Annotated in this window: 25 protein-coding genes; 14 read left to right on the top strand and 11 right to left on the bottom strand. The window is 65.9% G+C overall.

Annotation, left to right across the window (positions count from 1 at the left end; genetic code table 11):
- Positions 1 to 112: 112 nt before the first annotated feature.
- Together azoR3 and VQ067_RS09370 are read right to left on the bottom strand one after the other, a co-directional pair.
- Positions 113 to 754 (bottom strand): FMN-dependent NADH-azoreductase AzoR3, encoded by a 642-nt coding sequence (gene azoR3, locus VQ067_RS09375; protein ID WP_317951680.1) that lies wholly within the window; start codon positions 752 to 754, stop codon positions 113 to 115.
- Positions 755 to 900: 146 nt separating this feature from the next.
- Positions 901 to 1,218, bottom strand: a complete 318-nt coding sequence (locus tag VQ067_RS09370; protein WP_003091533.1) for a hypothetical protein — start codon at positions 1,216 to 1,218, stop codon at positions 901 to 903.
- 199 nt (positions 1,219 to 1,417) lie between these two features.
- On the opposite strand from VQ067_RS09370, the gene VQ067_RS09365 reads away from it, so the two are divergent.
- The 5 genes from VQ067_RS09365 (at position 1,418) to VQ067_RS09345 (ending at position 6,169) form a co-directional block, all read left to right on the top strand.
- A complete protein-coding gene (locus VQ067_RS09365) occupies positions 1,418 to 2,347 on the top strand; it encodes a LysR family transcriptional regulator (protein ID WP_003091534.1) in 930 nt (309 codons plus the stop codon).
- 6 nt (positions 2,348 to 2,353) lie between these two features.
- Positions 2,354 to 3,181, top strand: a complete 828-nt coding sequence (locus tag VQ067_RS09360; RefSeq protein WP_003091537.1) for an alpha/beta fold hydrolase — start codon at positions 2,354 to 2,356, stop codon at positions 3,179 to 3,181.
- Positions 3,163 to 3,726: a peptidylprolyl isomerase PpiA gene (gene ppiA, locus VQ067_RS09355; RefSeq protein WP_033990925.1), complete on the top strand. Its 564-nt coding sequence runs from the start codon at positions 3,163 to 3,165 to the stop codon at positions 3,724 to 3,726. Before VQ067_RS09360 ends, ppiA begins: the two co-directional genes overlap by 19 nt.
- 62 nt (positions 3,727 to 3,788) lie before the next feature.
- A complete protein-coding gene (locus VQ067_RS09350; protein ID WP_003109184.1) occupies positions 3,789 to 5,621 on the top strand; it encodes an ABC transporter ATP-binding protein in 1,833 nt (610 codons plus the stop codon).
- Positions 5,622 to 5,902: 281 nt separating this feature from the next.
- Positions 5,903 to 6,169 (top strand): DUF2790 domain-containing protein, encoded by a 267-nt coding sequence (locus VQ067_RS09345; protein ID WP_003091540.1) that lies wholly within the window; start codon positions 5,903 to 5,905, stop codon positions 6,167 to 6,169.
- Between the two features lie 32 nt (positions 6,170 to 6,201).
- On the opposite strand, the gene VQ067_RS09340 is transcribed toward VQ067_RS09345, so the two are convergent.
- From VQ067_RS09340 to VQ067_RS09310, 7 genes are all read right to left on the bottom strand, one after another.
- The gene (locus VQ067_RS09340; RefSeq protein ID WP_003091541.1) at positions 6,202 to 7,326 is read right to left on the bottom strand and encodes a GNAT family N-acetyltransferase; all 1,125 of its coding nucleotides are present in this window, start codon (positions 7,324 to 7,326) and stop codon (positions 6,202 to 6,204) included.
- Between the two features lie 314 nt (positions 7,327 to 7,640).
- The gene (locus VQ067_RS09335) at positions 7,641 to 7,799 is read right to left on the bottom strand and encodes a DUF3309 family protein (protein ID WP_003091542.1); all 159 of its coding nucleotides are present in this window, start codon (positions 7,797 to 7,799) and stop codon (positions 7,641 to 7,643) included.
- Between the two features lie 108 nt (positions 7,800 to 7,907).
- On the bottom strand, positions 7,908 to 8,534 hold the full coding sequence (locus VQ067_RS09330; RefSeq protein ID WP_003091543.1) for a 3'-5' exonuclease: 627 nt from the start codon (positions 8,532 to 8,534) through the stop codon (positions 7,908 to 7,910).
- Positions 8,531 to 10,330, bottom strand: coding sequence for a CBS domain-containing protein (locus VQ067_RS09325; protein WP_033990927.1), 1,800 nt, complete (start codon positions 10,328 to 10,330; stop codon positions 8,531 to 8,533). The genes VQ067_RS09330 and VQ067_RS09325 overlap by 4 nt, the downstream gene beginning before the upstream one ends.
- 89 nt (positions 10,331 to 10,419) lie before the next feature.
- The gene (locus VQ067_RS09320; RefSeq protein ID WP_003091546.1) at positions 10,420 to 12,075 is read right to left on the bottom strand and encodes a cation acetate symporter; all 1,656 of its coding nucleotides are present in this window, start codon (positions 12,073 to 12,075) and stop codon (positions 10,420 to 10,422) included.
- Positions 12,072 to 12,383, bottom strand: a complete 312-nt coding sequence (locus VQ067_RS09315) for a DUF485 domain-containing protein (RefSeq protein ID WP_003091547.1) — start codon at positions 12,381 to 12,383, stop codon at positions 12,072 to 12,074. The genes VQ067_RS09320 and VQ067_RS09315 overlap by 4 nt, the downstream gene beginning before the upstream one ends.
- Positions 12,384 to 12,600: 217 nt before the next feature.
- Entirely contained in the window at positions 12,601 to 13,458 is an 858-nt protein-coding gene (locus VQ067_RS09310; RefSeq protein ID WP_021265067.1) for a glycine betaine ABC transporter substrate-binding protein, read from the bottom strand.
- 292 nt (positions 13,459 to 13,750) lie between these two features.
- Between VQ067_RS09310 and VQ067_RS09305 the strand changes: the two genes are divergently transcribed.
- From VQ067_RS09305 to VQ067_RS09290, 4 genes are all read left to right on the top strand, one after another.
- On the top strand, positions 13,751 to 13,972 hold the full coding sequence (locus tag VQ067_RS09305; protein WP_003091551.1) for a DUF2061 domain-containing protein: 222 nt from the start codon (positions 13,751 to 13,753) through the stop codon (positions 13,970 to 13,972).
- Positions 13,973 to 14,114: 142 nt separating this feature from the next.
- Positions 14,115 to 15,476 carry an alpha/beta fold hydrolase gene (locus VQ067_RS09300; RefSeq protein ID WP_003091553.1) on the top strand — a complete coding sequence of 454 codons (1,362 nt, stop codon included), beginning with the start codon at positions 14,115 to 14,117 and terminating at the stop codon, positions 15,474 to 15,476.
- Between the two features lie 3 nt (positions 15,477 to 15,479).
- Positions 15,480 to 16,283, top strand: coding sequence for an MlaA family lipoprotein (locus tag VQ067_RS09295; RefSeq protein ID WP_021265068.1), 804 nt, complete (start codon positions 15,480 to 15,482; stop codon positions 16,281 to 16,283).
- A 139-nt stretch (positions 16,284 to 16,422) separates the two neighbouring features.
- Complete coding sequence (locus VQ067_RS09290) at positions 16,423 to 17,280, top strand: pirin family protein (protein WP_003109175.1); 858 nt, start codon at positions 16,423 to 16,425, stop codon at positions 17,278 to 17,280.
- Positions 17,281 to 17,343: 63 nt separating this feature from the next.
- Here VQ067_RS09290 and VQ067_RS09285 read toward each other — a convergent pair whose 3' ends face one another.
- Positions 17,344 to 18,513 (bottom strand): patatin-like phospholipase family protein, encoded by a 1,170-nt coding sequence (locus VQ067_RS09285; protein ID WP_003091575.1) that lies wholly within the window; start codon positions 18,511 to 18,513, stop codon positions 17,344 to 17,346.
- A 67-nt stretch (positions 18,514 to 18,580) separates the two neighbouring features.
- Positions 18,581 to 19,519 carry a lipid A biosynthesis lauroyl acyltransferase gene (locus VQ067_RS09280; RefSeq protein ID WP_003091577.1) on the bottom strand — a complete coding sequence of 313 codons (939 nt, stop codon included), beginning with the start codon at positions 19,517 to 19,519 and terminating at the stop codon, positions 18,581 to 18,583.
- Positions 19,520 to 19,678: 159 nt separating this feature from the next.
- On the opposite strand from VQ067_RS09280, the gene minC reads away from it, so the two are divergent.
- From minC to VQ067_RS09255, 5 genes are all read left to right on the top strand, one after another.
- Positions 19,679 to 20,470, top strand: coding sequence for a septum site-determining protein MinC (minC, locus tag VQ067_RS09275; RefSeq protein ID WP_003109174.1), 792 nt, complete (start codon positions 19,679 to 19,681; stop codon positions 20,468 to 20,470).
- 61 nt (positions 20,471 to 20,531) lie between these two features.
- Positions 20,532 to 21,347, top strand: coding sequence for a septum site-determining protein MinD (minD, locus tag VQ067_RS09270; protein WP_003091579.1), 816 nt, complete (start codon positions 20,532 to 20,534; stop codon positions 21,345 to 21,347).
- Positions 21,344 to 21,598 carry a cell division topological specificity factor MinE gene (minE, locus tag VQ067_RS09265; RefSeq protein WP_003091581.1) on the top strand — a complete coding sequence of 85 codons (255 nt, stop codon included), beginning with the start codon at positions 21,344 to 21,346 and terminating at the stop codon, positions 21,596 to 21,598. The genes minD and minE overlap by 4 nt, the downstream gene beginning before the upstream one ends.
- Before the next feature lie 103 nt (positions 21,599 to 21,701).
- On the top strand, positions 21,702 to 22,337 hold the full coding sequence (locus VQ067_RS09260) for an RluA family pseudouridine synthase (protein WP_003091582.1): 636 nt from the start codon (positions 21,702 to 21,704) through the stop codon (positions 22,335 to 22,337).
- Between the two features lie 168 nt (positions 22,338 to 22,505).
- On the top strand, positions 22,506 to 23,795 hold the full coding sequence (locus VQ067_RS09255; RefSeq protein WP_003091583.1) for a M18 family aminopeptidase: 1,290 nt from the start codon (positions 22,506 to 22,508) through the stop codon (positions 23,793 to 23,795).
- Positions 23,796 to 23,829 lie beyond the last annotated feature (34 nt).

The following is a 23,829-nucleotide window of genomic DNA, read 5'->3' as shown; positions in this document are numbered from 1 at the left end:
AGCCCCTGCCAGACTGTCTGCGCTCCGGAATCCGGGGCCTGGAACCATCGCGAAATAAAAAAACCCGGTCGAACACGCGGGGGGAAGGGGTTCGACCGGGTGCTGCGTCCAATCACCGGAGCGTTGGCAGAGGGACGCAAAGGGAAGTGTTCGTTTCCAGCGCCTGCAGCATCCGCTCGCGGGCTCGCGCCAGGCCTTTCTCACGGAACTCCGGGCCCATGTTCATGCCCTCCGCGTGGATGAGGGTGACGTCGTGGATGCCGACGAAGCCCAGCACCTGGCGCAGATAGGGTTCCTGGTGGTCGAGACCGCCGCCGGCGTAGATTCCGCCACGGGCGGTGAGAACGAAGGCGCGCTTGCCCTGTAGCAGGCCTTCCGGCCCCTGCTCGGCGTAACGGAAGGTCAGGCCGGCGCGCAGCACATGGTCGAACCAGCTCTTCAGGCTGCTGGGAATGGCGAAGTTGTACATCGGCGCCGCCAGCACCAGCACGTCCGCTATCCGCAACTCCTCGGTCAGGCGATTGGAACGCTCGAGGGCGCGCCTTTCCGCAGCGCTATGGCCATCGCAGGGAGTGGTCCAGGCTCCCAGCAATAATTCATCGAGGTGCGGCAGCGGCTCGCGCGCCAGGTCGCGGACCTGGAAGCGATCAGCGGGATGCGCGGCTTTCCAGTGGGAGATGAATTCCGCCGTCAGCAGGCGGGAAACCGAGCCCCGTTGGCGGGCACTGCTCTCGATAACCAGGACACGGGACATGACTCGACCTCCACCCACTGCGATACAACGATGGAGGTGAGGGTAGAGAATGATTAATCGATTAAAAAGTTGAAAAAACCGCTGTTAAATATCGACCATATTGATTTATAAACAGGCAACACCTAGTCTTTCGGTGAGAGAACGCTCTATTTCGCGATCTTGCAGGTCAGCTTGATCCGCAACTTGATGATGTCGCGGCCGAACTGCGCGGTGAAGTTGCTGTTCTGCCCGGGCTGGATCACGCCCTTGCGCACTTTCGGGGTCTCCGGGCCGTTGCGGAACACCGCCGTGCATTCCGCCGCCTGGCCACCCAGGTTGGTGAGGAGGATGGCGCCCATGTCGCGACCGATGTCCTGGGTGCTGTAGGAGACCTCGGTGCCGTTGAGTTGCGGGTCGACCTCGATCGGATAGGCGAAAGCGGACAGGGGCAGCAGCGATAGTGCGAAACAGCAAAGCCTTTTCATGGCCGGACTCCCGGTAGCGACAGATGGAAAAATGGCAACACCCTGAAAACCACGGCATCCCGTACGTCAAGAGAATGGACAGCCATCCCGTACAGGATGCCGACGACACGATAAGCGAAGTCGCCCCTCCGGCGCACTCGTCATCGCCTGCCGGCCGCGGAAACGCCGGCGAGGCATCCCTGCATTCGAGGAGGCGGAAATGAAAGCGCCACGCGTAACCCTGGACCAATGGCGGACCCTGCAGGCGGTGGTCGACCACGGCGGCTTCGCCCAGGCCGCGGAAGCCCTGCACCGCTCGCAATCGTCGATCAGCTATACCGTGGCGCGCATGCAGGAACAGCTCGGCGTGCCGCTGCTGCGCATCGACGGACGCAAGGCGGTGCTGACCGAGGCCGGCGAAGTGCTGCTGCGCCGCTCGCGGCAACTGGTCAAGCAGGCCGGGCAACTGGAGGAACTGGCCCACCACATGGAACAGGGCTGGGAGCCCGAGGTGCGTCTGGTGGTGGACGCCGCCTACCCCACCGCGCGGATCGTCCGCTCGCTGTCCGCCTTCATGCCGCAGAGCCGCGGCTGTCGCGTGCTGCTGCGCGAGGAAGTGCTCTCCGGCGTCGAGGAAGCGCTGATCCAGGGCGCCGCCGACCTGGCGATCAGCGGCCTGATCATTCCCGGCCACCTCGGCGCCGACCTCAGCGTGGTCGAGTTCGTCGCCGTGGCCCACCCCGACCATCCGCTGCACCGCCTGCAACGCGAGCTGACCCACCAGGACCTGGAAACCCAGATGCAGGTGGTGATCCGCGACAGCGGCCGGCTACAGCCGCGCGACCACGGCTGGCTCGGTGCCGAACAGCGCTGGACGGTGGGCAGCCTGGCTACCGCGGCGACCTTCGTCGGCAACGGCCTGGGCTTCGCCTGGCTGCCGCGACACATCATCGAGCGCGAACTGCAGAGCGGCCAGCTCAAGCCGCTGCCGCTGAGCCAGGGCGGCGTGCGGCAGAGCCGCTTCTACCTCTACACCAACAAGGAGAAGCCGCTCGGCCCGGCCAGCCAGATCCTCATGGAAATGCTCAAGTCGTTCGCCAACGTACCGCTCAACGCACCCTTCGCGGCGCCCGAACCGGCCGCCGAGTGAACGCAGATGCCTGACTTCCAGCACCGCGACTGCACCCTCGTCTACGACGACCACCCCGGACCCGCCGAGCGCGCGCCGGTCCTGCTGCTGCACGGTCTCGGTTCGAGCGCCCGCGACTGGGAATACCAGTTGCCGGCCCTGCTGGGCCGCTACCGCCTGCTGGTCCCGGACCTGCGTGGCCACGGCCGCTCCGGCAAGCCGCGCGGCGGCTACAGCATGGCCGGCTTCGCCGATGACTGCGCGGCGCTGCTCGACCGGCTCGGCTGCGGCCCGGTGCACCTGGTCGGCATCAGCATGGGCGGGATGATCGGCTTCCAGTTGGCCTGCGACCGCCCCGACCTGCTGCGCAGCCTGACCATCGTCAACAGCACTCCGGAAGTCATCCCGCGCAAGCCCCGCGAACACCTGGAAGTGGCCAAGCGCAGGCTCCTCTCGCGCCTGCTCAGCCTGCGGACCATCGGCCGCGCCCTCGGCCGGCTGTTGTTTCCCAAGGCGGAACAGGCCGGGCTGCGAGAAAAGATCGAGGCGCGCTGGGCGGAGAACGACAAGCGCGCCTACCTGGCCAGCCTCGACGCGATCATCGGCTGGGGCGTGCAGGAACGATTGGCCGAGATCGCCTGTCCGACCCTGGTGATCAGCGCGGATCGCGACTACACGCCGGTATCGCTGAAGCAGGCCTATTGCGAGCGGATCGCCGACGCCCGCCTGGTGGTGGTGGAGGACTCCCGCCACGCCACGCCGATGGACCAACCCGAGATTTTCAACACCACCCTGCTCGGCTTCCTCGCCGATATCGATAAAACCAAGGAACAACCATGCTCAAACGTCTCCTGATCGCCACCTGCACCCTGCTCTTCGCCGGTTCCCTGCTGGCCGCCACGCCTGCCGCCAAGCCGCACGTCCTGATCGCCACCAGCCTCGGCGAGATCGAGGTAGAACTCGATCCGACCAAGGCGCCGATCAGCGTGAAGAACTTCCTCGAGTACGTCGACAGCGGCTACTACGACGGCACCCTGTTCCACCGCGTGATCCCGGGCTTCATGGTGCAGACCGGCGGCTTCAGCGCCGGCATGCAGGAGAAGAAGACCCGCACACCGATCAAGAACGAGGCCGACAACGGCCTGCTCAACGAGCGCGGCACCCTCGCCATGGCCCGCACCGGCGTGGTCGATTCGGCCACCAGCCAGTTCTTCATCAACCTGACCGACAACGACTTCCTCAACCATGGTGCCCGCGACTTCGGCTATGCGGTGTTCGGCAAGGTGGTGCGTGGCATGGGCGTGGTCGACCAGATCGCCAAGGTTCCCACCACCCGCCGCAACGGCTTCGCCGACGTGCCGAGCGACGACGTGGTGATCCTGTCCGCCAAACGCCTCTGAGTCCAGCCGCAGGGGCTTGATCCGGCGGGCCCAGGACGGGCCCGCTCCAGAAGAGAGCCATCATGCTTTATCGTCGTTTCGAACGTCTGATCGACCCGTTCCGCAGCGCTTCCGAACGCATGCCGCCCAGCGAAGTGCTGCGTTTCTATGTCTACTTCCTGCGCCAGGTCTGGCCGGTGTTCCTGGCCCTGCTGGTGGTCGGCCTGATCGTCGCGCTGATCGAGGTGGCGCTGTTCAGCTATCTCGGTCGCATCGTCGATCTCGCCCAGAGCACGCCCAGCGCGGAATTCTTCCGCGTGCACGCCAACGAACTGATCTGGATGGCGGTGGTGGCGCTGGTCCTGCGCCCGCTGTTCAACGCCCTGCACGACATGCTGGTGCACCAGAGCATCAACCCGAGCATGACCAACCTGATCCGCTGGCAGAACCACCGCTACGTGCTCAAGCAGAGCCTCGGCTTCTTCCAGAACGATTTCGCCGGACGCATCGCCCAGCGCATCATGCAGACCGGCAACTCGTTGCGCGATTCGGCGGTGCAGGTGGTGGACGCCCTCTGGCACGTGCTGATCTATACCGTCAGCGCCCTGGTGCTGTTCGCCGAGGCCGACTGGCGCCTGATGATCCCTCTGGTGCTGTGGGTGTTCGCCTACGTCGGCGCCCTCGCCTACTTCGTTCCCCAGGTCAAGCGCCGCTCGGTGGAGGCCTCGGATTCGCGCTCGAAGCTGATGGGGCGGATCGTCGACGGCTACACCAACATCACCACGCTGAAGCTGTTCGCCCACACCCGCCAGGAAGAGGACTACGCCCGCGAAGCGATCGGCGACCAGACCCTCAAGTCGCAACGCGCCGGGCGCGTAGTGACCTCCATGGACGTGACCATCACGGTGATGAACGGCGTGCTGATCACCGGCACCACCGGCCTGGCCCTGTGGTTGTGGAGCCAGGAGCTGATCTCGGTGGGCGCCATCGCCCTGGCCACTGGGCTGGTGATCCGCATCAACAACATGTCCGGCTGGATCATGTGGGTGGTCGGCGGCATCTTCGAGAACATCGGCCAGGTCCAGGATGGCATGCAGACCATCGCCCTGCCGCGCAAGGTGGTCGACCGCGAGGACGCCCAGCCGCTGCGGGTAGAGCGCGGCGAGGTGGAGTTCGAGCACATCGCCTTCCACTACGGCAAGGGCAGCGGCGTGATCCAGGGTCTCGACCTGAAGGTCCGGCCCGGCGAGAAGATCGGCCTGGTCGGACCTTCCGGCGCCGGCAAGTCGACCCTGGTCAACCTGCTGCTGCGCCTGTACGACCTGGAGAGCGGACGCATCCTGGTCGATGGCCAGGACATCGCCGGGGTGACCCAGGAAAGCCTGCGCGCGCAGATCGGCATGGTCACCCAGGACACCTCGCTGTTGCACCGTTCGATCCGCGACAACCTGCTCTACGGCCGGCCCGGCGCCAGCGACGCGGAACTCATGGAAGCGGTGCGCAAGGCTCGCGCCGACGAGTTCATCCCGCTGCTCAGCGACGCCGAGGGCCGCCGCGGCTTCGACGCCCATGTCGGCGAACGCGGAGTGAAGCTCTCCGGCGGCCAGCGCCAGCGCATCGCCATCGCCCGGGTGCTGCTCAAGGACGCGCCGATCCTGATCCTCGACGAAGCGACCTCGGCGCTGGACTCGGAAGTCGAATCGGCGATCCAGGAAAGCCTGGAGACCCTGATGCAGGGCAAGACGGTGATCGCCATCGCCCACCGCCTGTCGACCATTGCGCGCATGGACCGCCTGGTGGTGCTGGACAAGGGCCACATCGCCGAAAGCGGCACGCATGCCGAGTTGCTCGCCCATGGCGGCCTCTATGCGCGCCTCTGGCAACACCAGACCGGCGGCTTCGTCGGCGTCGACTGAAGCCTCGGCACCGGGCGGCGGCTCGCGCCGCCCGGCTTGGGTGACCTTGTCAACGGCTCTGCAACGGGCCTTTGCGCGGCAATCATCACCGCCGTCGATCTCGACTAACACGCGCTTCGATTTTTTCCGCCAGCAAAACGGTGTTCTTATCGAACCCGTGCCCCGGCTCGATCCCGACGCCTGCCGCATCGTCCCCGTCCACCTGGCGTCGGCCACGGACGACCAAGGATGCCAGTGCTCGGTACCGGGGGTTTCGCCCCATCGCTACGGAGAATCACAGAATGAAACTTGCCTCTGTCGTGTCCGCCGTCATCACCAGCCTCGCCCCCATGGCCTTCGCCCAGGACGTGGACAAGGACCCGGGCCGCGGCCTGCCGGTCGAGGAATACCACTACGGCATGCAACTGGACGTGAAGAATGTCCTGCACCGTACCGACAATTCGACCAGGACCGGCGTAGTGCCGGTGACCGTGGTCTACGAGGACCATAGCGGCGAGCTGCACAAGATCCGCTTCCTCGAATGGGGCGGCAGCACCAGCAACGGCTGAGCTGACGCCACGCCCTATCGTTCCGGCTCCCTTCAGGCCTGGCGGTAGGGCAACAGGCCGTGGGCCTCCTCGGCGTAGGCGCGCACTCCCGCCCGCTCCTGTTCGAGGAACTGCGCCACGGCATCGCGCAGACCGGGATGCGCCAGGTAGTGCCAGGAGCGCGTCAGCACCGGCTCGAAACCGCGGATCAGCTTGTGTTCGCCCTGGGCGCCGGCGTCGAAGCGCGCCAGGCCGGCGCCGATGGCGAATTCCAGGCCCTGGTAGAAGCAGGTCTCGAAGTGCAGCCGGTCGAACTCGGCCAGGCATCCCCAGTAGCGCCCGTACAGGGTGTCTCCAGCGACCAGGCTGAACGCCATCGCCACCGGCTTGCCACGCTGGTGGGCGAAGACCACGCGGATCGCCTCCGGCATGCGCTCGGCCAGCAGGCCGAAGAACTCGCGGCTCAGGTAGGGATCGCGGTCGCGCACCAGGTAGGTGTTGGCATAGCAGAGATAGACGAAATCCCACTCCAGTTCGGACAACTGGCCGCCTTCCCGCCATTCGAACTCGATGCCCTGTCCGCCGACCTGTTCGCGCTCCTTGCGCAGTTGCTTGCGCTTGCGCGAACTGAGGGCCTCGAGGAAGTCCTGGAAGTCCCGATAGCCGCGGTTGTGCCAGTGGTACTGGCAGCCCAGGCGTTCGAGCCAACCGTCACGCGCGGCAAGCAAGGTGTCCGCCCGGGCGTCGGTGAAATTCACATGGATGCTCGACAGACCGCTCGCCTCGGCCTCCTCGCCAAGGGACGCGAGCAGCCCCTGCAACCCTTCGTCCTCGCCCAGCAGGCGCGCACCGGCGACCGGGGTGAAGGGCACCCCTACCAGCAGCTTCGGGTAGTAGCGGATACCGGCCCGCTGGCAGGCGTCGGCCCAGCTCCAGTCGAACACGTATTCGCCGTACGAGTGCGCCTTCACATAGGCCGGCAGCGCCGCGCTCAGGCGCCCTTGCGGATCGCGCAGCACGCGATGGGCCGGGCGCCAGCCGGTGGCGGGCGTCACGCTGCGGCTGTCTTCCAGCGCGGACAGGAAAGCATGACGCAGGAATGGCTGGGCGGGAGGCAACAAGGCGTCCCACTCGGCGGCGTCGATATCGGCAAGGGTGGCGAGCGTCTGGATCGGCATGCGCGCCAGTCTGGCGCGAGACGCAAGGCAAGTGAAGCCGGTCGATGGAAAAAAAGCGCCCGGCGGACCCCGCGATGAAACCGCCCTTCACCAAGCGAAGGCTTCGAACCATCCTACGTAGAGCGCATGACGCCAACGGCGTTATCCGCCGATACCCGTCGCAACGGCGGATAACCGCGATGCGGTTATTCGCCCTACCCCAGGGCGGAGCGAAAGCAGGGAAACCCTCCGCGTAGGGCGCATAACGCCGGAGGCGTTATCCGCCGATACCCGTCGCGACGGCGGACAACCACGACGGCATTCCCGGTCGGGCCCTAGATCATGCCCAGCAGCAACAGGACCAACAGCACCACCAGCAATGCGCCGACGATCCCCGAGGGTCCGTAGCCCCAGTTGCGCGAATGAGGAAAGACCGGCAGGCCGCCGATCAGCAGCAGGATCAGGATGATCAGAAGAATCGTACCGAGACTCATGGGCGTCGCTCCTGTTCGGCTCATGGGGCAAAGGGCGGCAGATTCCGCCCTTGTAGTTCTCGACCCCCGCCGAGCAACGAAGATTCAATAAATTCGCGCCCTCCAGCCTCAGTGGATGACCTTGGGCGCCGGCCCCTTGAGCAGGCGCATGAACATCAGCGCCACCGCCTGGGCGTCGCCGAGGGCGGTATGGCGACCGCTGACCGGCACATCCAGGGCCCGCGCCAGGGTGTCGAAGCGCAGGTCGATGTGTGCGTCGGGAAAATGCCGGCTGACCTTCCGGTGGTACAGCGACGAAATCTCGATGGAAGGGTTGTGCAACTGTCGGTCGAAGAGCTGGCGCAGGTGCCGGTTCAGCACGGCGACATCGAACGACAGGTAGTAGCCGAGCAGCGGCCGGTCGCCGATGAACGCCAGCAACTGGCGCAGGGCCTGCTCCAGCTGCAACTGTCCCTCCAGGTCGGCGCGGCGCAGCTTGTGGATGCGGATCGACTCCGCGTCCAGGCTCGGCGGCGGCTCGACGTAGAGTTCCAGGCGCTCGCCCATGACCAGTTTGCCGCGCCGCACCAGCACCGCGCCGATGCTGAGGATGTCGGCACGACGCGGGTCGAGGCTGGTGGTCTCGAGATCGAGGGAGATCACTTCCTCCGCCTCGACCGCCTCGTGCATCCACCAATACAGCCGGCGGCGCCAGCCCGGCCAGCGGCTGTCGGGCAACTTGACCATGGTGTTCATCGGGTCTCCAGGTGGAATTGACGGGCCACGCTCTGCTTGAACTTCTTCACCACATGCAGGCCGTAGCGCAGCATGTCGCGATCGTGGCGGCTCATGCCGCTGACGTCCAGGCCCTGCTGGCGACCGTCGCGTTGGCCGGCCAACTGGCGGGTCAGGCGCAGTTGCAGGAACAGCTCGAAAGACTCGCTCAGGTCGTCCGCCAGGCGTGCTTCGAGGACCTTGTGTCGCTTCAGCGCCTCGATCCGTGCCAGGGTCCCGCGGGTCTCCAGGCCTTCGCGCAGGGCCAGGGTGCGGATGCCGTGGACGATGGGGAAGATCCCGCCGCGCTTGAGATCGAGGCGGGCGTCCTGGGTCTTCAGTTGGCCGAGGAAGGTCAGCGGCGTATCGAATTGCAGGGCCGCCGCCGCGATATCCGCCAGCCAGCGCTCGCCGCCGTCGGCGAAACCGCGCAGTTGCCGACGCAACGGCTCGAACAGTTGCAGGTTGCCGGCCACCGGCCAGGCATCGGCCAGGATCGACAGGCGCAACAGCTGCTCCGGCTTGCCCTCCAGCAGCGTCGTGCGCAGCTCCGCCTGCCAGGCCGCCAGCGGCTTGCACCATTCCGGCCGACTGGCCATCACTCCACCGGGACAGGGCGGATAGCCGAACTCCAGCAAGGCCGCGCTGAAGCGCTGCATCATCGCCAGGGCCTGTTCCTGCGGCAGATCGTCGGCCAGGACCAGGGCATTGTCCTGGTCGGTCTTCAGCAACTGCTCGCCGCGTCCTTCGCTGCCCATCACCAGCAAGCAGCAGCGCCCGCGCAGGGTTGGCGGCAGCAACAATTCGAAAAGCCGTTCGAGCAATTGCTCGTTGAGCGCGCTGACCAGCTGCATGATGAAGCGCAGGCGGATACCGTTGCCGGCCAGGGTAGCGATCAGGGTGTCCAGGGTTTCCGCGCAGCGGCGCAGGTCGCCGAGGTCGTCGGCGCGGGCGATGCGCAGCGCCAGGACGTGGGAATGGGTGGAGAACAGGCTGAGCACCTGGGTCAGGTGCAACAGGCCGATCACCTGGCCGTCCTCGGTGACCGCGACCCGCTCGATACGCTGGCGCGTCATGAGGATCATCGCGTCGAACAGGAAATCGCCCAGTTCGACGCTGGCCAGCGGACCATGGGCCAACGGCCCGATCGCCTCCAGCTCGCTGCGCCCGTCGCGGAAGTGCGCGCTCATGAGGTCGGTGCGGGTGACGATGCCGAGTTCGGACCCGTCCCTCTCCAGCCGCACCAGCAGGGCATCGGCGCCGTGGCTCAATTGCAGGCGCGCGGCGTCGCCGAGGGACAGCGAGGCCTCCACCTCCAGCGCCGGCAGCAAGTGCTCGCGGGCGATGCGGGTAAGGATGAACTCGGCAAGGTTCTGCCCGTCGCGCTGGGCCAACTGGCGCTTGGCCGCCAGGTCGGCCTGGAAGAAGCGGGCGAACCCCGGGTTCTCCCCGCACAACTGGTGGAAGCAACTGGCCGGCAACTCGTAGACGATGCTTTCCTCGATCGCCAGGTAGCGGTGCTTGCTGCTGCCGGAGAACAGCCCGCGGACGTCGAACAGGTCGTCCGCGGCGTATTGGGCGAATACCCGCCCGTCGTCGCCGCGCTCCTCGACCACGCCCTTGAGCAGGACGAACAGCCCGGGGACCGCCGAACCGGCCTCCAGCAAGGTTTCCCCCGGCGCGTAGTAGCCTACGCTGAGGGCCTGCTTGAGGGTCTCGCGCTGATGGGGACGCAACTGGTCGAAGGGCGGCGAGGCGAAGTTGAAACTGTCAGGCATGGCTCATCTCGCTGTGACCGGGACGCTGAAACGAAAGGCGGCGGACCGGAAACCCGGCCGCCGCCTCGGGCTACGCCTTCACGTAGCGCTTAGTGGGCCACCGCGCCAGAGGCGCCCAGGCCGGTCTGGGAACGGATGAACTGCGGGAAGAAGCGCGCCCGCTCCTCGTCGGCCGCCGCCGACTTGTCGGTGATGGAGAAGAACCAGATACCGACGAAGGCGACGATCATCGAGAACAGCGCCGGGTACTCGTACGGGTAGATGGCTTTCTCGTGGCCGAGGATCTGCACCCAGATGGTCGGGCCGAGGACCATCAGGCCCACCGCGGTGATCAGGCCCATCCAGCCGCCGATCATGGCGCCGCGGGTGGTCAGCTTCTTCCAGTACATGGAGAGCAGCAGCACCGGGAAGTTGCAGCTGGCGGCGATGGAGAAGGCCAGGCCGACCATGAAGGCGATGTTCTGCTTCTCGAAGAGGATGCCGAGCACGATGGCGACCACGCCCAGGGCCACGGTGGTCATCTTCGAGACCCGCAGCTCGTCCTTCTCGTTGGCCTTGCCGCCCTTGAACACGCTGGCGTACAGGTCATGGGAGACGGCCGAGGCCCCGGCCAGGGTCAGCCCGGCGACCACCGCGAGGATGGTGGCGAAGGCCACCGCCGAGATGAAGCCGAGGAACAGGCTGCCGCCCACCGCGTCGGCCAGGTGCACCGCCGCCATGTTGTTGCCGCCGATCAGGGCGCCGGTGGCGTCCTTGAAGTCCGGGTTGGTGCTGACCAGCAGGATCGCGCCGAAACCGATGATGAAGGTCAGGATGTAGAAGTAGCCGATGAAACCGGTGGCGTAGAACACGCTCTTGCGCGCTTCCTTGGCGTCGCTGACGGTGAAGAAGCGCATCAGGATGTGCGGCAGCCCGGCGGTGCCGAACATCAGCGCGAAGCCCAGGGAGAATGCCGAGATCGGATCCTTGACCAGGCCGCCCGGACTCATGATCGCCTCGCCCTTCGGATGCACCTTGATGGCTTCGGAGAACAGCGTGCTGACGTCGAAGTTGACGTGCTTGAGCACCATGATCGCCATGAACGAGGCGCCGGAGAGCAACAGCACGGCCTTGATGATCTGCACCCAGGTGGTCGCCAGCATGCCGCCGAACAGCACGTAGAGCACCATCAGGATGCCCACCAGGACCACTGCGACATGGTAGTTGAGGCCGAACAGCAGCTCGATCAGCTTGCCGGCGCCGACCATCTGCGCGATCAGGTAGAACGCCACCACCACCAGCGAGCCGCAGGCCGACAGGGTGCGGATCTGCTTCTGCTTGAGACGGTAGGAGGCGACGTCGGCGAAGGTGTACTTGCCCAGGTTGCGCAGGCGCTCGGCGATGAGGAAGAGGATGATCGGCCAGCCGACCAGGAAGCCGATCGAGTAGATCAGGCCGTCGTAGCCGGAAGTGAAGACCAGCGCCGAAATACCCAGGAAGGATGCCGCCGACATGTAGTCGCCGGCGATCGCCAGGCCGTTCTGGAAGCCGGTGATGCGGCCGCCTGCGGCATAGTAGTCGGCCGCCGAGCGGTTGCGCTTGGATGCCCAGTAGGTGATGCAGAGGGTCGCGCCGACGAAGGCGACGAACATGACGATGGCCGAGACGTTCAGCGGCTGGCGCTGCACGTCGCCGGTCAGCGCGTCGGCCCAGAGGGCCGGAGCGAAGGCCGCAAGGCCGAGCGCGGCAAGGAGACGAGCGATCATTGCTGCGCCTCCTTGAGGATTTCCTGGTTCAGGCTGTCGAACTCGCCGTTGGCGCGACGCACGTACAGGCCGGTCAGGATGAACGCGGCAAGGATCAGTCCGACACCCATCGGGATACCCCAGGTCACGGACGAATCGGGACTGATACGCGCGCCCAGCAGCTGCGGCTGGAAAGCGATCAGCAGGATGAATATCACGTAGAGGCCAAGCATGATCGAAGAAAGTATCCAGGCGAAACGCTCTCGCTTGGCCACCAACTCCTTGAAGCGCGGATTGGTATCAATCCGCTGGTAGATGCTGTCGTTCATTGTTTTTATCCTCACAGCGGGGTGACGCGGAATGTCGTCGATATCCACTGTAGGACGCTGGTGCAAGCGCTCCAGACGACTTTAGTCGTAGCGTTTCGCCAGCCGCTCTAGACCGGTATTCCCGGGCCTTCCGGCAGATTCCGGAGCCAGCCTTCGGCAAGGAAAAACGCCGTGCCCGGTTGCCCGGGCACGGCGTTCCCCAATCGAACCAGCCGTGCTACTGCACCCAGTCCTTGACCCGTCCCGGGTTGGCCGCCACCCACTGCTTCGCCGCATCCTCGGGTTTGGCGCCCTCCTGGATCGCCAGCATCACCTGGCCGACCTCGTTGCCATCCTTCCAGCCGAACTTCTTCAGGAACTCCCAGACCGGCTTGGCCTTGGCTTCCAGCGCCGGGTTGGCGACGGTGTCGACATGCTCGGTATCGCCATAGACCTTCTTCGGGTCGTCGAGGAACTTCAGCTTCCACTTGGCGAACATCCAGTGCGGAATCCAGCCGGTCACCACCACCGGCTTCTTCTCGTTCTCGGCACGGGTCAGCTCGGCGATCATGCCGCTGCCGGAACTGGCCACCAGCTTGTAGTCGAGGCCATATTGCTTGATCGCCTCGTCGGTCTTGATCATCACCCCGGCGCCGGCATCGATGCCCACCACGCGGCCGCCGAAAGCGTCCTTCTGCGCCTGGAGGTCGGCGATGCCGTTGGCGCTCACGTATTCGGGGACGATCAGGCCGATGCGTGCGTCCGGGTAGTTGATGGCAAGGTTGACCACCTTATCCTTCATCTTCTCGTAGTAGGCACCGTGGGTGCCCGGCAGCCAGGCCGAGAGCATGGCATCGAGCTTGCCGCGCGCCACGCCCTGCCACATGATCCCCGCCGCCACCGGCATCAGCTTCACCTCGTAGCCGAGTTTCTCGCGGATCACCTCGGCGGCCACATGGGTGGTCGCCACGCTGTCCGACCAGCCGTCCACGTAACCGATGGTGATCACCGGCTTGTCCGCCGCGGCCGCCATCCCCACCGCCGCCGACATTGCCAGGCCCGCACTCCAGCACAACAGTCGTCGCATCATTCGCATCAGACGTACCCCTTGTTCTATGCCGCCGGGGACGCTCCCCGGCGGTCGCGGCACTCTGCGGTGCCGCCGTCCATCATCGGCGCGCCCGGACGGCGGACTGCTCTGAGAACGACACCCATCGCACCCGATAACGACATGTCCCGAACTGCGCTGCGGCCCTCAAAGGATGTGCTCCGCGACGGTGCGATCGAAGCGCTCTATGCTCTCGATTGGACAGGCCGATTTCCGCTTGGCCGGCCGCCTGGATAGGCTCCCTACAAAGAGGAACGATTCTCGTTAAAGGAGAGCCACCATGCTCAAGACCCTGACTTTCACCGTCATGCATTTCATCATCGCCTTCAGCGTGGCCTACGCGCTGACCGGCAGCATAGCGGTCGGCGGGCTGGTGGCGGCGGTCGAGCCGCTGTGCAACTCGGTCGGTTTCTACTTCCACGAGAAGATCTGGAAACGCTTCGAGAAAGACGGCGCGCCGCGCCCGGCTAGCGCCCACGGCTGGCTGCACCGCCACGCCTGAAGGGATATTCGCGAGGCACGGCAAGAGGCGGGAAAGACCGATTGGAACGCTGGCTGCAATAACCCACTGCACTACTGAGGCTTGCAGTTGTCATAGCGGCAGTATATTCACTCAGTACTTTTCCCTCGAAGGGATTCCCCCGATGCCCCACTTCCTCCGTTTCGCTGCCCTGCTCGGCGGCCTCGCCCTCGGTTGTGCCAATCTGGCGCAGGCCCGGGACGTGGACGCCGCGAGCTACGGCTATCCACTGACCAACCCGTTCGAGGCGACCATCGCCACCACGCCGCCGGAACTGCGTCCCGAGCTTCCGCACAGCGAGGACATCGACCAGAAGGACTACAGCCTGAAATTGCGCCCGGAGCGCGAGTTCGCCCTGCCGGACAACTTCTGGCCGGTGAAGAAGCTGCGCTACCGCCTGGCCCGCCAGGATCATGCGGCGCCGCTGATCTTCATCATCGCCGGGACTGGCGCGCACTATGCCAGCAGCTACCCGGAATACCTGAAGAAGCTCTTCTACCAGGCCGGCTACCACGTGGTGCAGTTGTCCTCGCCGACCAGTTGGGACTTCATGGCCAGCGCCTCGCGCTTCGCCACACCGGGCTTTTCCAGCGACGACGCCGATGACCTGTACCGGGTGATGCAGGCGGTGCGCGCGCAGCAGCGCGACCTGCCGGTGACCGACTATTACCTCACCGGCTATAGCCTGGGGGCGCTGAACGCCGCGTTCGTCAGCCACCTCGACGAAAGCCGCCAGAGCTTCAACTTCAAGAAGGTGCTGCTGCTCAATCCACCGGTGAACCTCTACACCTCGGTGAGCAACCTCGACAAACTGGTGGAAACCCAGGTCAAGGGCATCACCGACTCGCGCACCTTCTACGAGGTGGTGCTGAGCAAGCTGACCCGCTACTTCCGGCAGAAAGGCTACGTCGACATCAACGACGCCATGCTCTACGACTTCCAGCAGTCGAAGCAGCGCCTGAGCAACGAGGAAATGGCCATGCTGATCGGCACCTCGTTCCGTTTCTCCGCCGCCGACATCGCCTTCACCTCGGACCTGGTCAACCGTCGCGGCCTGATCACCCCGCCGAACTACCCGATCAACGAAGGCACCAGCCTGGAGCCCTTCTTCAAGCGCGCGCTGCAGTGCGACTTCGAGTGCTACATGACTGAGCAACTGATCCCGATGTGGCGAGCCCGTTACGACGGCGGCAGCCTGACCCAGTTGGTCAACCAGGTCAGCCTCTACAAGCTGCAGGACTATCTGCACGACAGCCCGAAGATCGCCGTGATGCACAACGCCGACGACGTCATCCTCGGCCCGGGCGACCTCGGCTTCCTTCGCCGGACCTTCGGCGAACGCCTGACCGTCTATCCCTATGGCGGTCACTGCGGCAACCTCAACTACAAGGTCAACGCGCAGGACATGCTGGACTTCTTCGCCACGCCCGCCGCCGGACAGACCCAGGTCGCCAGCGCGGCCCTCACCCAGCAGGCAGGAAACTGATCGATGAGCCGAACCGCACACTGGATGTTCGCCCTTCTGCTGAGCGCAGCCGCCAGCGCCCAGGCCGACGAGGCCGCCGCGCCGGTCGAAATGCCGCCACGTCAGCTCGACGGCGACGGTTTCAGCCGTCCGCTGGACCAACTCAAGTTCAATCCCGGCCTGGATCAACGCGAATTCGAGCGCGCCACCCTCGACGCACTGAACATGTACGATCCCTGGGAATCCTGGAACCGCCGGGTCTACCACTTCAACTATCGCTTCGACGAGTGGGTGTTCCTGCCCGTGGTACGAGGCTACGAGTACGTCACCCCGCACTTCGTCCGCAGCGGCGTGAGCAATTTCTTCGACAACCTCGGCGACGTGCCCAACCTGCTGAACAACCTCGCCCAGTTGAAGGGCAAGGCGGCGATGGAAACCACCGCGCGGCTGCTGTTCAACACCACCTTCGGCGTGCTCGGCCTGTGGGACCCGGCGACCAAGATGGGCCTGCACAAGCGCAGCGAGGATTTCGGCCAGACCCTCGGCTTCTACGGCGTGGGCGGCGGCCCCTACCTGATGCTGCCAATCCTCGGCCCGTCCAACCTGCGCGACACCGGCGGACTGGTGGTGGACTACGTCGGCGAATACCAGGTGAACTACCTCAACGTTCCCCAGGCCAGCGGCGACCACCCGGAGATCACCGCCCTGCGCGTGGTGGACAGGCGCTACAACACCAGCTTCCGCTACGGCCAGATGAACTCGCCGTTCGAGTACGAGAAACTGCGCTACATCTATACCGAGGCGCGCAAGCTGCAGATCGCCGAGTGAGACGAAGAACCGTCGCCCTGTGCGGCGGTTTCTTTTCCTCATAACGATTCAATAAATCGATAGGAATTACATAAAACTCGCAACCATATATCGACCAGAGAGGACTATCATCGAGCCATACACGAACCAGGAGGTTCCCATGACCCGCTACCGTGATGTCCTCGAACTGCATACCGGCCACCCCGCCTCCGATGGCGCCGGCGTCCGCCTGACCCGCGTGATCGGCGGCCCGTCCCCGGAACGCTTCGATCCGTTCCTGATGCTCGACCAGTTCGATACCCAGAACCCGGACGACTATGTCGCCGGCTTCCCTTCGCACCCGCACCGCGGCTTCGAGACCGTGACCTACATGCTCGAAGGGCGTATGCGCCACGAAGACCACCTCGGCAATCGCGGCCTGCTCAAGCCCGGCGGCGTACAGTGGATGACCGCCGCCCACGGCATCATCCACAGCGAGATGCCGGAACAGGTGGAAGGCGCGATGCGTGGCTTCCAGCTGTGGGTCAACCTGCCGGCGAAGAGCAAGCTGGCTCCGGCCGGCTATCGCGATATCGAGCCGGAAGACGTGCCGCGCCTGGAAACCGCCGGAGGCGTGAAGGTCACGGTGATCGCCGGTCGCTTCGACGACGGCCAGGCGCAGCAGATCGGCGCCGTGGAAAGGCCGGACACCGAGCCGCACTACTACGACCTGCAACTGCCTGCCGGCGGCCGCATCGCCCCGCGCCTGCCGGACGGCCATCGCGTGCTGCTGTACGTCTACGAAGGCAGCCTGACGGTGGAAGGCGAACGCCCGGTGGAAATCGCCACCAATCGCCTGGCTCGGCTGTCCGAAGAAGGGGAACTGAGCCTGCGCAGCGAAGCCGGCGCGCGGGTACTGGTGCTCGCCGGCAAGCCGTTGCGCGAGCCGATCGTCCAGTACGGTCCGTTCGTGATGAACAGCCGCGAGGAAATCGAGCAGGCGCTACGCGACTATCGCGACGGTGTCCTGGCCGTCTGAGCCGTGCGCGAGCCGCCCTTCGGGGCGGCTTTTTCCTTCCGCCTGTCCCGTCCTGAATAAGGTTTACCGCTCGATCCGCAGGAAGCGCTCCAGTTCCGCCCGCTTGCCCATCGCATCGTGGTAGCCCAGTTCGATCAGTTCGCTGCAATAGCCGCGCTCGAACAACAGGTAGCTCAATACCCCCGCCCCGCTGGCGCGGGTCGCTCCGGGACCGCGCAGGAAAAGCCGCAGCACCCGCGACAGCTCCCGGTAGTGCCGCGCGGCGATCTCGTCCAGCGGCCGGCTCGGCGACACCAGCAATACCTCCACCGGCTCCAGCCCACCCGCCTGGCGGCGCACCTCCGGCGCCACCAACTGGCCGATCTGGTTCATCCGCTGCAACTGCTCGATGTCGCCTTCCAGGCTGTCGATGAAGGTGCTGTTCAACAGGTGGGCGCCGATCTGCGCCAGGCTCGGCGGTCGGTCGGACGGCGGCAGGCCGGTCATGGCACTGTCGCCACCGGTGGCCGGATTGCCGCTGACGCCGATCACCAGCACCCGCGTGGCGCCCAGGTGCAACGCCGGGCTGATGGGCGCCTGGGAACGCACCGCGCCGTCGCCGAAGTATTCGCGGTTGATCCGCACCGGCGGGAACAGCAGCGGGATCGCCGCGCTGGCCAGCAGGTGCCGAAGCTCCAGGCGGGTGGGAATGCCCAGGCGCCGATGGCGTACCCAGGGATCGATGGTCGCGCGCCCCTGGTAGAAGGTCACCGCCTGCCCCGACTCGTAGCCGAACGCGGTCACCGCCACCGCGCGCAACTGGCGCTGGCGCACCGCCGCATGAATCCCGGAAAAATCCAGCTCACGTGCCAGCAGCTCATGCAACGGCCGGTTGTCCAGCAACGCCACCGGCACCCGCCGCCCCAGGCCGAGCAGGCTATGGCCGAGGAAGCGCGAGGCCTGGCGCGTCACGCCCGGCCAGTCGCTGCGATAGACATGTTCGGTGCGGAATCCCTGCCAGACCGCGGTCAGGCGCTGGATCGCCTGGCGGAATTGCAGGGCGCCGCAAGCCAGGCCAACGGCGTTGATGGCGCCGGCGGAGGTACCGACGATGACCGGGAAAGGATTGCCGGCGCTGTCCGGCAGCAGGTCGGCGATGGCGGCCAGGACGCCGACCTGGTAGGCCGCGCGGGCACCGCCCCCGGAAAGGATCAGGCCGGTGAGCGGCGGACGTGGGGCAAGGGGATCGGACACAGCGGGGCTTCCGTCATGAACTGCGGCGAGTATAGCCAGACCCCGCGCGCGTCCGGAATGCCCGTCCTCAGCGCTTGCGCCGTTTCGGATAGAGCTTGGCTTCGCCTGGCGGGCGGGTCTTGAAACGCCGGTGCGCCCACAGGTACTGCTCGGGCTGCTGGCGCACGCAACGCTCGACCCACTGGTTGATCCGCAGGCAATCGGCTTCCTCGCTCTCGCCGGGGAAGTCCTCCAGCGGCGGGTGGATGGTCAGGCGGTAACCGCTGCCATCGGCCAGGCGGCTCTGGGTGAACGGCAACACCCGCGCCCGGCCCAGGCGGGCGAACTTGGTAGTGGCGGTGACGGTGGCCGCCGGGATGCCGAACAGCGGCACGAACAGGCTCTGCTTGGCGCCGTAGTCCTGGTCCGGTGCGTACCAGATGGCGCGGCCGCCACGCAGCACCTTGAGCATCGAGCGCACGTCCTCGCGCTCGATGGCGGTGGCATCGAGGTTGTGCCGCTCGCGGCCACGGCGCTGGATGTAGTCGAACACCGGGTTGTCGTGCTCACGGTACATGCCGTCGATGGTGTGCACCTGGCCGAGCAGCGCCGCGCCGATCTCCAGGGTGGTGAAATGCAGGGCCATGAGGATCACCCCCTCGCCCTTGGCCTGGGCCTCGCGCAGATGCTCCAGGCCTTCTATATGGGCAAGACGGGCCAGGCGCGCCTTCGGCCACCACCAGCTCATGGCCATCTCGAAGAAGGCGATGCCGCTGGAGGCGAAGTTCTCCTTCAGCAGACGCTCGCGTTCGGCGGGCGACTTTTCCGGAAAGCACAGTTCGAGGTTGCGCGCGGCAATCTCGCGGCGCGAGCCGACCAAGCGGTACATCAGCGCCCCCAGGCCACGGCCGAGCATCAGCAGGACGGGATACGGCAACTGCACCACCAGCCAGAGCAGTCCCAGGCCGAACCAGAGCGGCCAGTAGCGGGGATGGAGGAAAGCGCTGGAGAAACGGGGGCGATCCATGGACGGTTCCGACGACGATCAAAGCCCGCCATTCTACCCTGCCCGCAGTCCCGGCGGGACGCCGCGTTGCCGATCGACGCCGCCCCGGCTATCTGCCACGCTTGCGGGCATCCGGCGTTCTCGTTATAAGTCCCTGCAATTCAACGACCGACAAGCCCCATGAGCCAAGCCGACCTCCTCGATCAAGACCCCGTATTCCAGCTCAAGGGCAGCATGCTCGCGGTGACCATCCTCGAACTGGCGCACAACGACCTGGCGAGGCTCGAACGGCAACTCGCCGACAAGGTGGCGCAAGCGCCCAACTTCTTCCGCGACACCCCCCTGGTCATGGCCCTCGACAAGCTGCCCGAAGGCGAAGGCCGCCTCGACCTGCCGGCGCTCCTCGAGGTCTGTCGCCGCCACGGCCTGCGCACCCTGGCGATCCGCGCCGGGCGCGAGGAGGACATCGCCGCCGCCCAGGCCCTGGACCTGCCGGTGCTGCCGCCCTCGGGCGCCCGCGAACGACCGCTGGACATCAAGGACAGCGCCCCGCGCAAGCCTGCCGAAGAGCCCAGCCCGAGCGCCGGTGAAGCCAGGCCCGAGCCGGCCAAGGCGGAAGAGAAGCCCGCCGACCCCGTCAGCCGCCCGACCAAGGTGGTGAAGACTCCGGTGCGCGGCGGCATGCAGATCTACGCCGCCGGCGGCGACCTGATCGTGCTGGCCGCGGTCAGTCCCGGCGCGGAACTTCTCGCCGACGGAAACATCCATGTGTACGGCCCGATGCGCGGACGCGCACTGGCCGGCGTGAAAGGCGACGCCACGGCGCGAATCTTCTGCCAGCAGCTGGCCGCCGAACTGGTCTCCATCGCCGGTAACTACAAGGTCGCGGAGGACCTGCGACGCAGCCCGCAGTGGGGCAAGGCAGTGCACGTCAGCCTGTCGGGTGACGTGTTGAACATCACCCGCCTTTAACGGATACTGCCGCCACTTTCAGGGACCAGAATTCTTACGTTTTTCATTGGGGTGAATCACCTTGGCCAAAATTCTCGTAGTCACTTCCGGTAAGGGTGGCGTCGGTAAAACCACCACCAGCGCAGCTATCGGCACCGGCCTGGCCTTGCGCGGTTTCAAGACCGTCATCGTCGACTTCGACGTCGGCCTGCGTAACCTCGACCTGATCATGGGCTGCGAACGCCGCGTGGTGTACGACTTCGTCAACGTCGTCAACGGCGAGGCCACCCTCACCCAGGCCCTGATCAAGGACAAGCGCCTCGAGAACCTGCATGTCCTGGCCGCCAGCCAGACCCGCGACAAGGACGCCCTGACCAAGGAAGGCGTCGAGAAAGTCATGGCCGAGCTGCGCAAGGACTTCGAATACATCATCTGCGACTCCCCGGCGGGCATCGAGAAAGGCGCCCACCTGGCCATGTACTTCGCCGACGAAGCGATCGTCGTGACCAACCCCGAGGTTTCCTCGGTACGCGACTCCGACCGCATGCTCGGCCTGCTGGCAAGCAAGTCGCAGCGCGCCGAGAAAGGCGAGGAGCCGATCAAGGAACACCTGCTGCTGACCCGCTACAACCCGGAGCGCGTCACCAAGGGCGAGATGCTCGGCGTCGACGACGTCGAGGAAATCCTCGCCATCCGCCTGCTCGGGGTGATCCCGGAATCCCAGGCCGTGCTCAAGGCGTCGAACCAGGGCGTGCCGGTGATCCTCGACGAGCAGAGCGACGCCGGCCAGGCGTACAGCGATGCGGTCGACCGCCTGCTCGGCAAGGAAATACCGCATCGATTCCTCGATGTGCAGAAGAAAGGATTCCTGCAAAGACTGTTCGGAGGACGTGAATGAGCCTTTTAGACTTCTTTCGCAGTCGGAAATCGCAGAACAGCGCTTCCATCGCGAAAGAACGACTGCAGATCATCGTTGCCCACGAACGTGGCCAGCGCGCACAGCCGGATTATCTGCCCCAGTTGCAGAAAGACCTGCTGGAAGTGATCCGCAAGTACGTACCGATCGACCAGGAGCAGATCCAGGTGGAACTGGAGAACCAGGGCAACTGCTCGATCCTGGAACTCAACATCACCCTGCCGGATCGTTGATTCGCCCAGGGTCCATACTGCGGCGGCCATTGGCCGCCGCAGTCGTTTCACCGAGCCTGCCCGCCAGGCTCCCTGCCGCCTCCCGGCGATGAGCCCGTTCGCTATGCCGCTGTCCCAGATCCGAATCGTTCACCAGGATGACGCCCTGCTGGTGGTCGACAAGCCCACCCTGCTGCTGTCGGTGCCCGGCCGCGCCGATGACAACAAGGACTGCCTGGTCACCCGCCTGCAGGAAAACGGCTATCCCGAGGCCCGCATCGTCCACCGCCTGGACTGGGAAACCTCCGGCCTGATGGTGCTCGCCCGCGACGCCGACAGCCACCGCGAGCTGTCCCGCCAGTTCCACGACCGCGAGACCGAGAAAGCCTATACCGCCCTTTGCTGGGGCCTGCCGGAACTGGACAGCGGGCGCATCGAACTGCCGCTGCGCTACGACCCGCCGACCAAGCCGCGTCACGTGGTGGACTTCGAGCACGGCCGCCACGCCCTGACCTTCTGGCGTGTGGTCGAGCGTCATGAGCGCTGGAGCAGGGTCGAGCTGACGCCGATCACCGGCCGTTCGCACCAGTTGCGCGTGCACATGCTCTCCATCGGCCATCCGCTGCTCGGCGACCGCCTCTACGCCAACCCCGAAGCCCTCGCCGCCCACGAACGCCTGTGCCTGCACGCCAGCCTGCTGTGCCTGACCCATCCGCAGAGCGGCGAACGCCTGCGCTTCGAGTCGCCGGCGCCGTTCTGAGCCTGCCCCGCCGCGTCCCGGCCCGCCGGGACGCCGCCCGCCGATTTCCGGTACCCCGTCTTGCCATACAACGACCAGCTTCCGCTTTTTCTGGCCGGCCCCGCCGCCAACGACCTGAACCCCGTCGGACAATACGATAGACTGCATGGATTGCCGTCCGGAGCCACTATGCGCGCAGAACTCAACCAGGGCCTGATCGATTTCCTCAAGGCCTCGCCCACGCCTTTCCATGCTACCGCCAGCCTCGCCCGCCGCCTGGAAGCCGCCGGCTACCGCCGCCTCGACGAGCGCGACGCCTGGCACACCGAAGCCGGCGGCCGCTACTACGTGACCCGTAACGACTCGTCGCTGATCGCCATCCGCCTGGGCCGTCGCTCGCCCCTGGAAAGCGGCTTCCGCCTGGTCGGCGCGCACACCGACAGCCCCTGCCTGCGGGTCAAGCCGAACCCGGAGATCGCTCGCAACGGCTTCCTCCAGCTCGGCGTCGAAGTCTATGGCGGCGCCCTCTTCGCCCCTTGGTTCGACCGCGACCTGTCACTGGCCGGGCGCGTCACCTTCCGCGCCAATGGCAAGCTGGAAAGCCGCCTGGTCGACTTCCGCAAGGCCATCGCGGTCATCCCCAACCTGGCCATCCATCTCAACCGCGCCGCCAACGAGGGTTGGCCGATCAACGCGCAGAACGAACTGCCGCCGATCATCGCCCAACTGGCGCCGGGCGAGGCCGCCGACTTCCGCCTGCTGCTCGACGAACAGCTGCTGCGCGAGCACGGCATCACCGCCGACGTGGTACTGGACTACGAGCTGTCGTTCTACGACACCCAGTCCGCCGCGGTGGTAGGCCTCAACGACGAGTTCATCGCCGGGGCGCGCCTGGACAACCTGCTGTCCTGCCACGCCGGCCTGGAAGCCCTGCTCAACGCCGAAGGCGACGAGAACTGCATCCTGGTCTGCACCGACCACGAGGAAGTCGGTTCCTGTTCGCATTGCGGCGCCGACGGTCCGTTCCTCGAACAGGTACTGCGCCGCCTGCTGCCGGAAGGCGACGCCTTCAGCCGGGCGATCCAGCGCTCGCTGCTGGTCTCGGCCGACAACGCCCATGGCGTACACCCGAACTACGCCGACAAGCACGACGCCAACCATGGCCCGGCGCTGAACGGCGGTCCGGTGATCAAGATCAACAGCAACCAGCGCTATGCCACCAACAGCGAAACCGCCGGCTTCTTCCGCCACCTCTGCCAGGACAGCGAAGTGCCGGTGCAGAGCTTCGTGACCCGCAGCGACATGGGATGCGGCTCGACCATCGGCCCGATCACCGCCAGCCAGGTCGGCGTGCGCACCGTCGACATAGGCCTGCCGACCTTCGCCATGCACTCGATTCGCGAGCTGGCCGGCAGCCATGACCTGGCGCACCTGGTCAAGGTGCTCGGCGCCTTCTACGCCAGCAGCGAGCTGCCCTGAGCGCCAGCCGCGCTCACGCCCCGGGCATTCGCCC

This window comes from Pseudomonas sp. KBN12P06040 (genome assembly GCF_037574965.1).
GTDB classification, from domain to species: Bacteria; Pseudomonadota; Gammaproteobacteria; order Pseudomonadales; family Pseudomonadaceae; genus Pseudomonas; species Pseudomonas aeruginosa.
The sequence above is the reverse complement of the archived record's forward strand: the minus strand, read 5'-3'. Positions and strand labels throughout refer to the sequence as shown.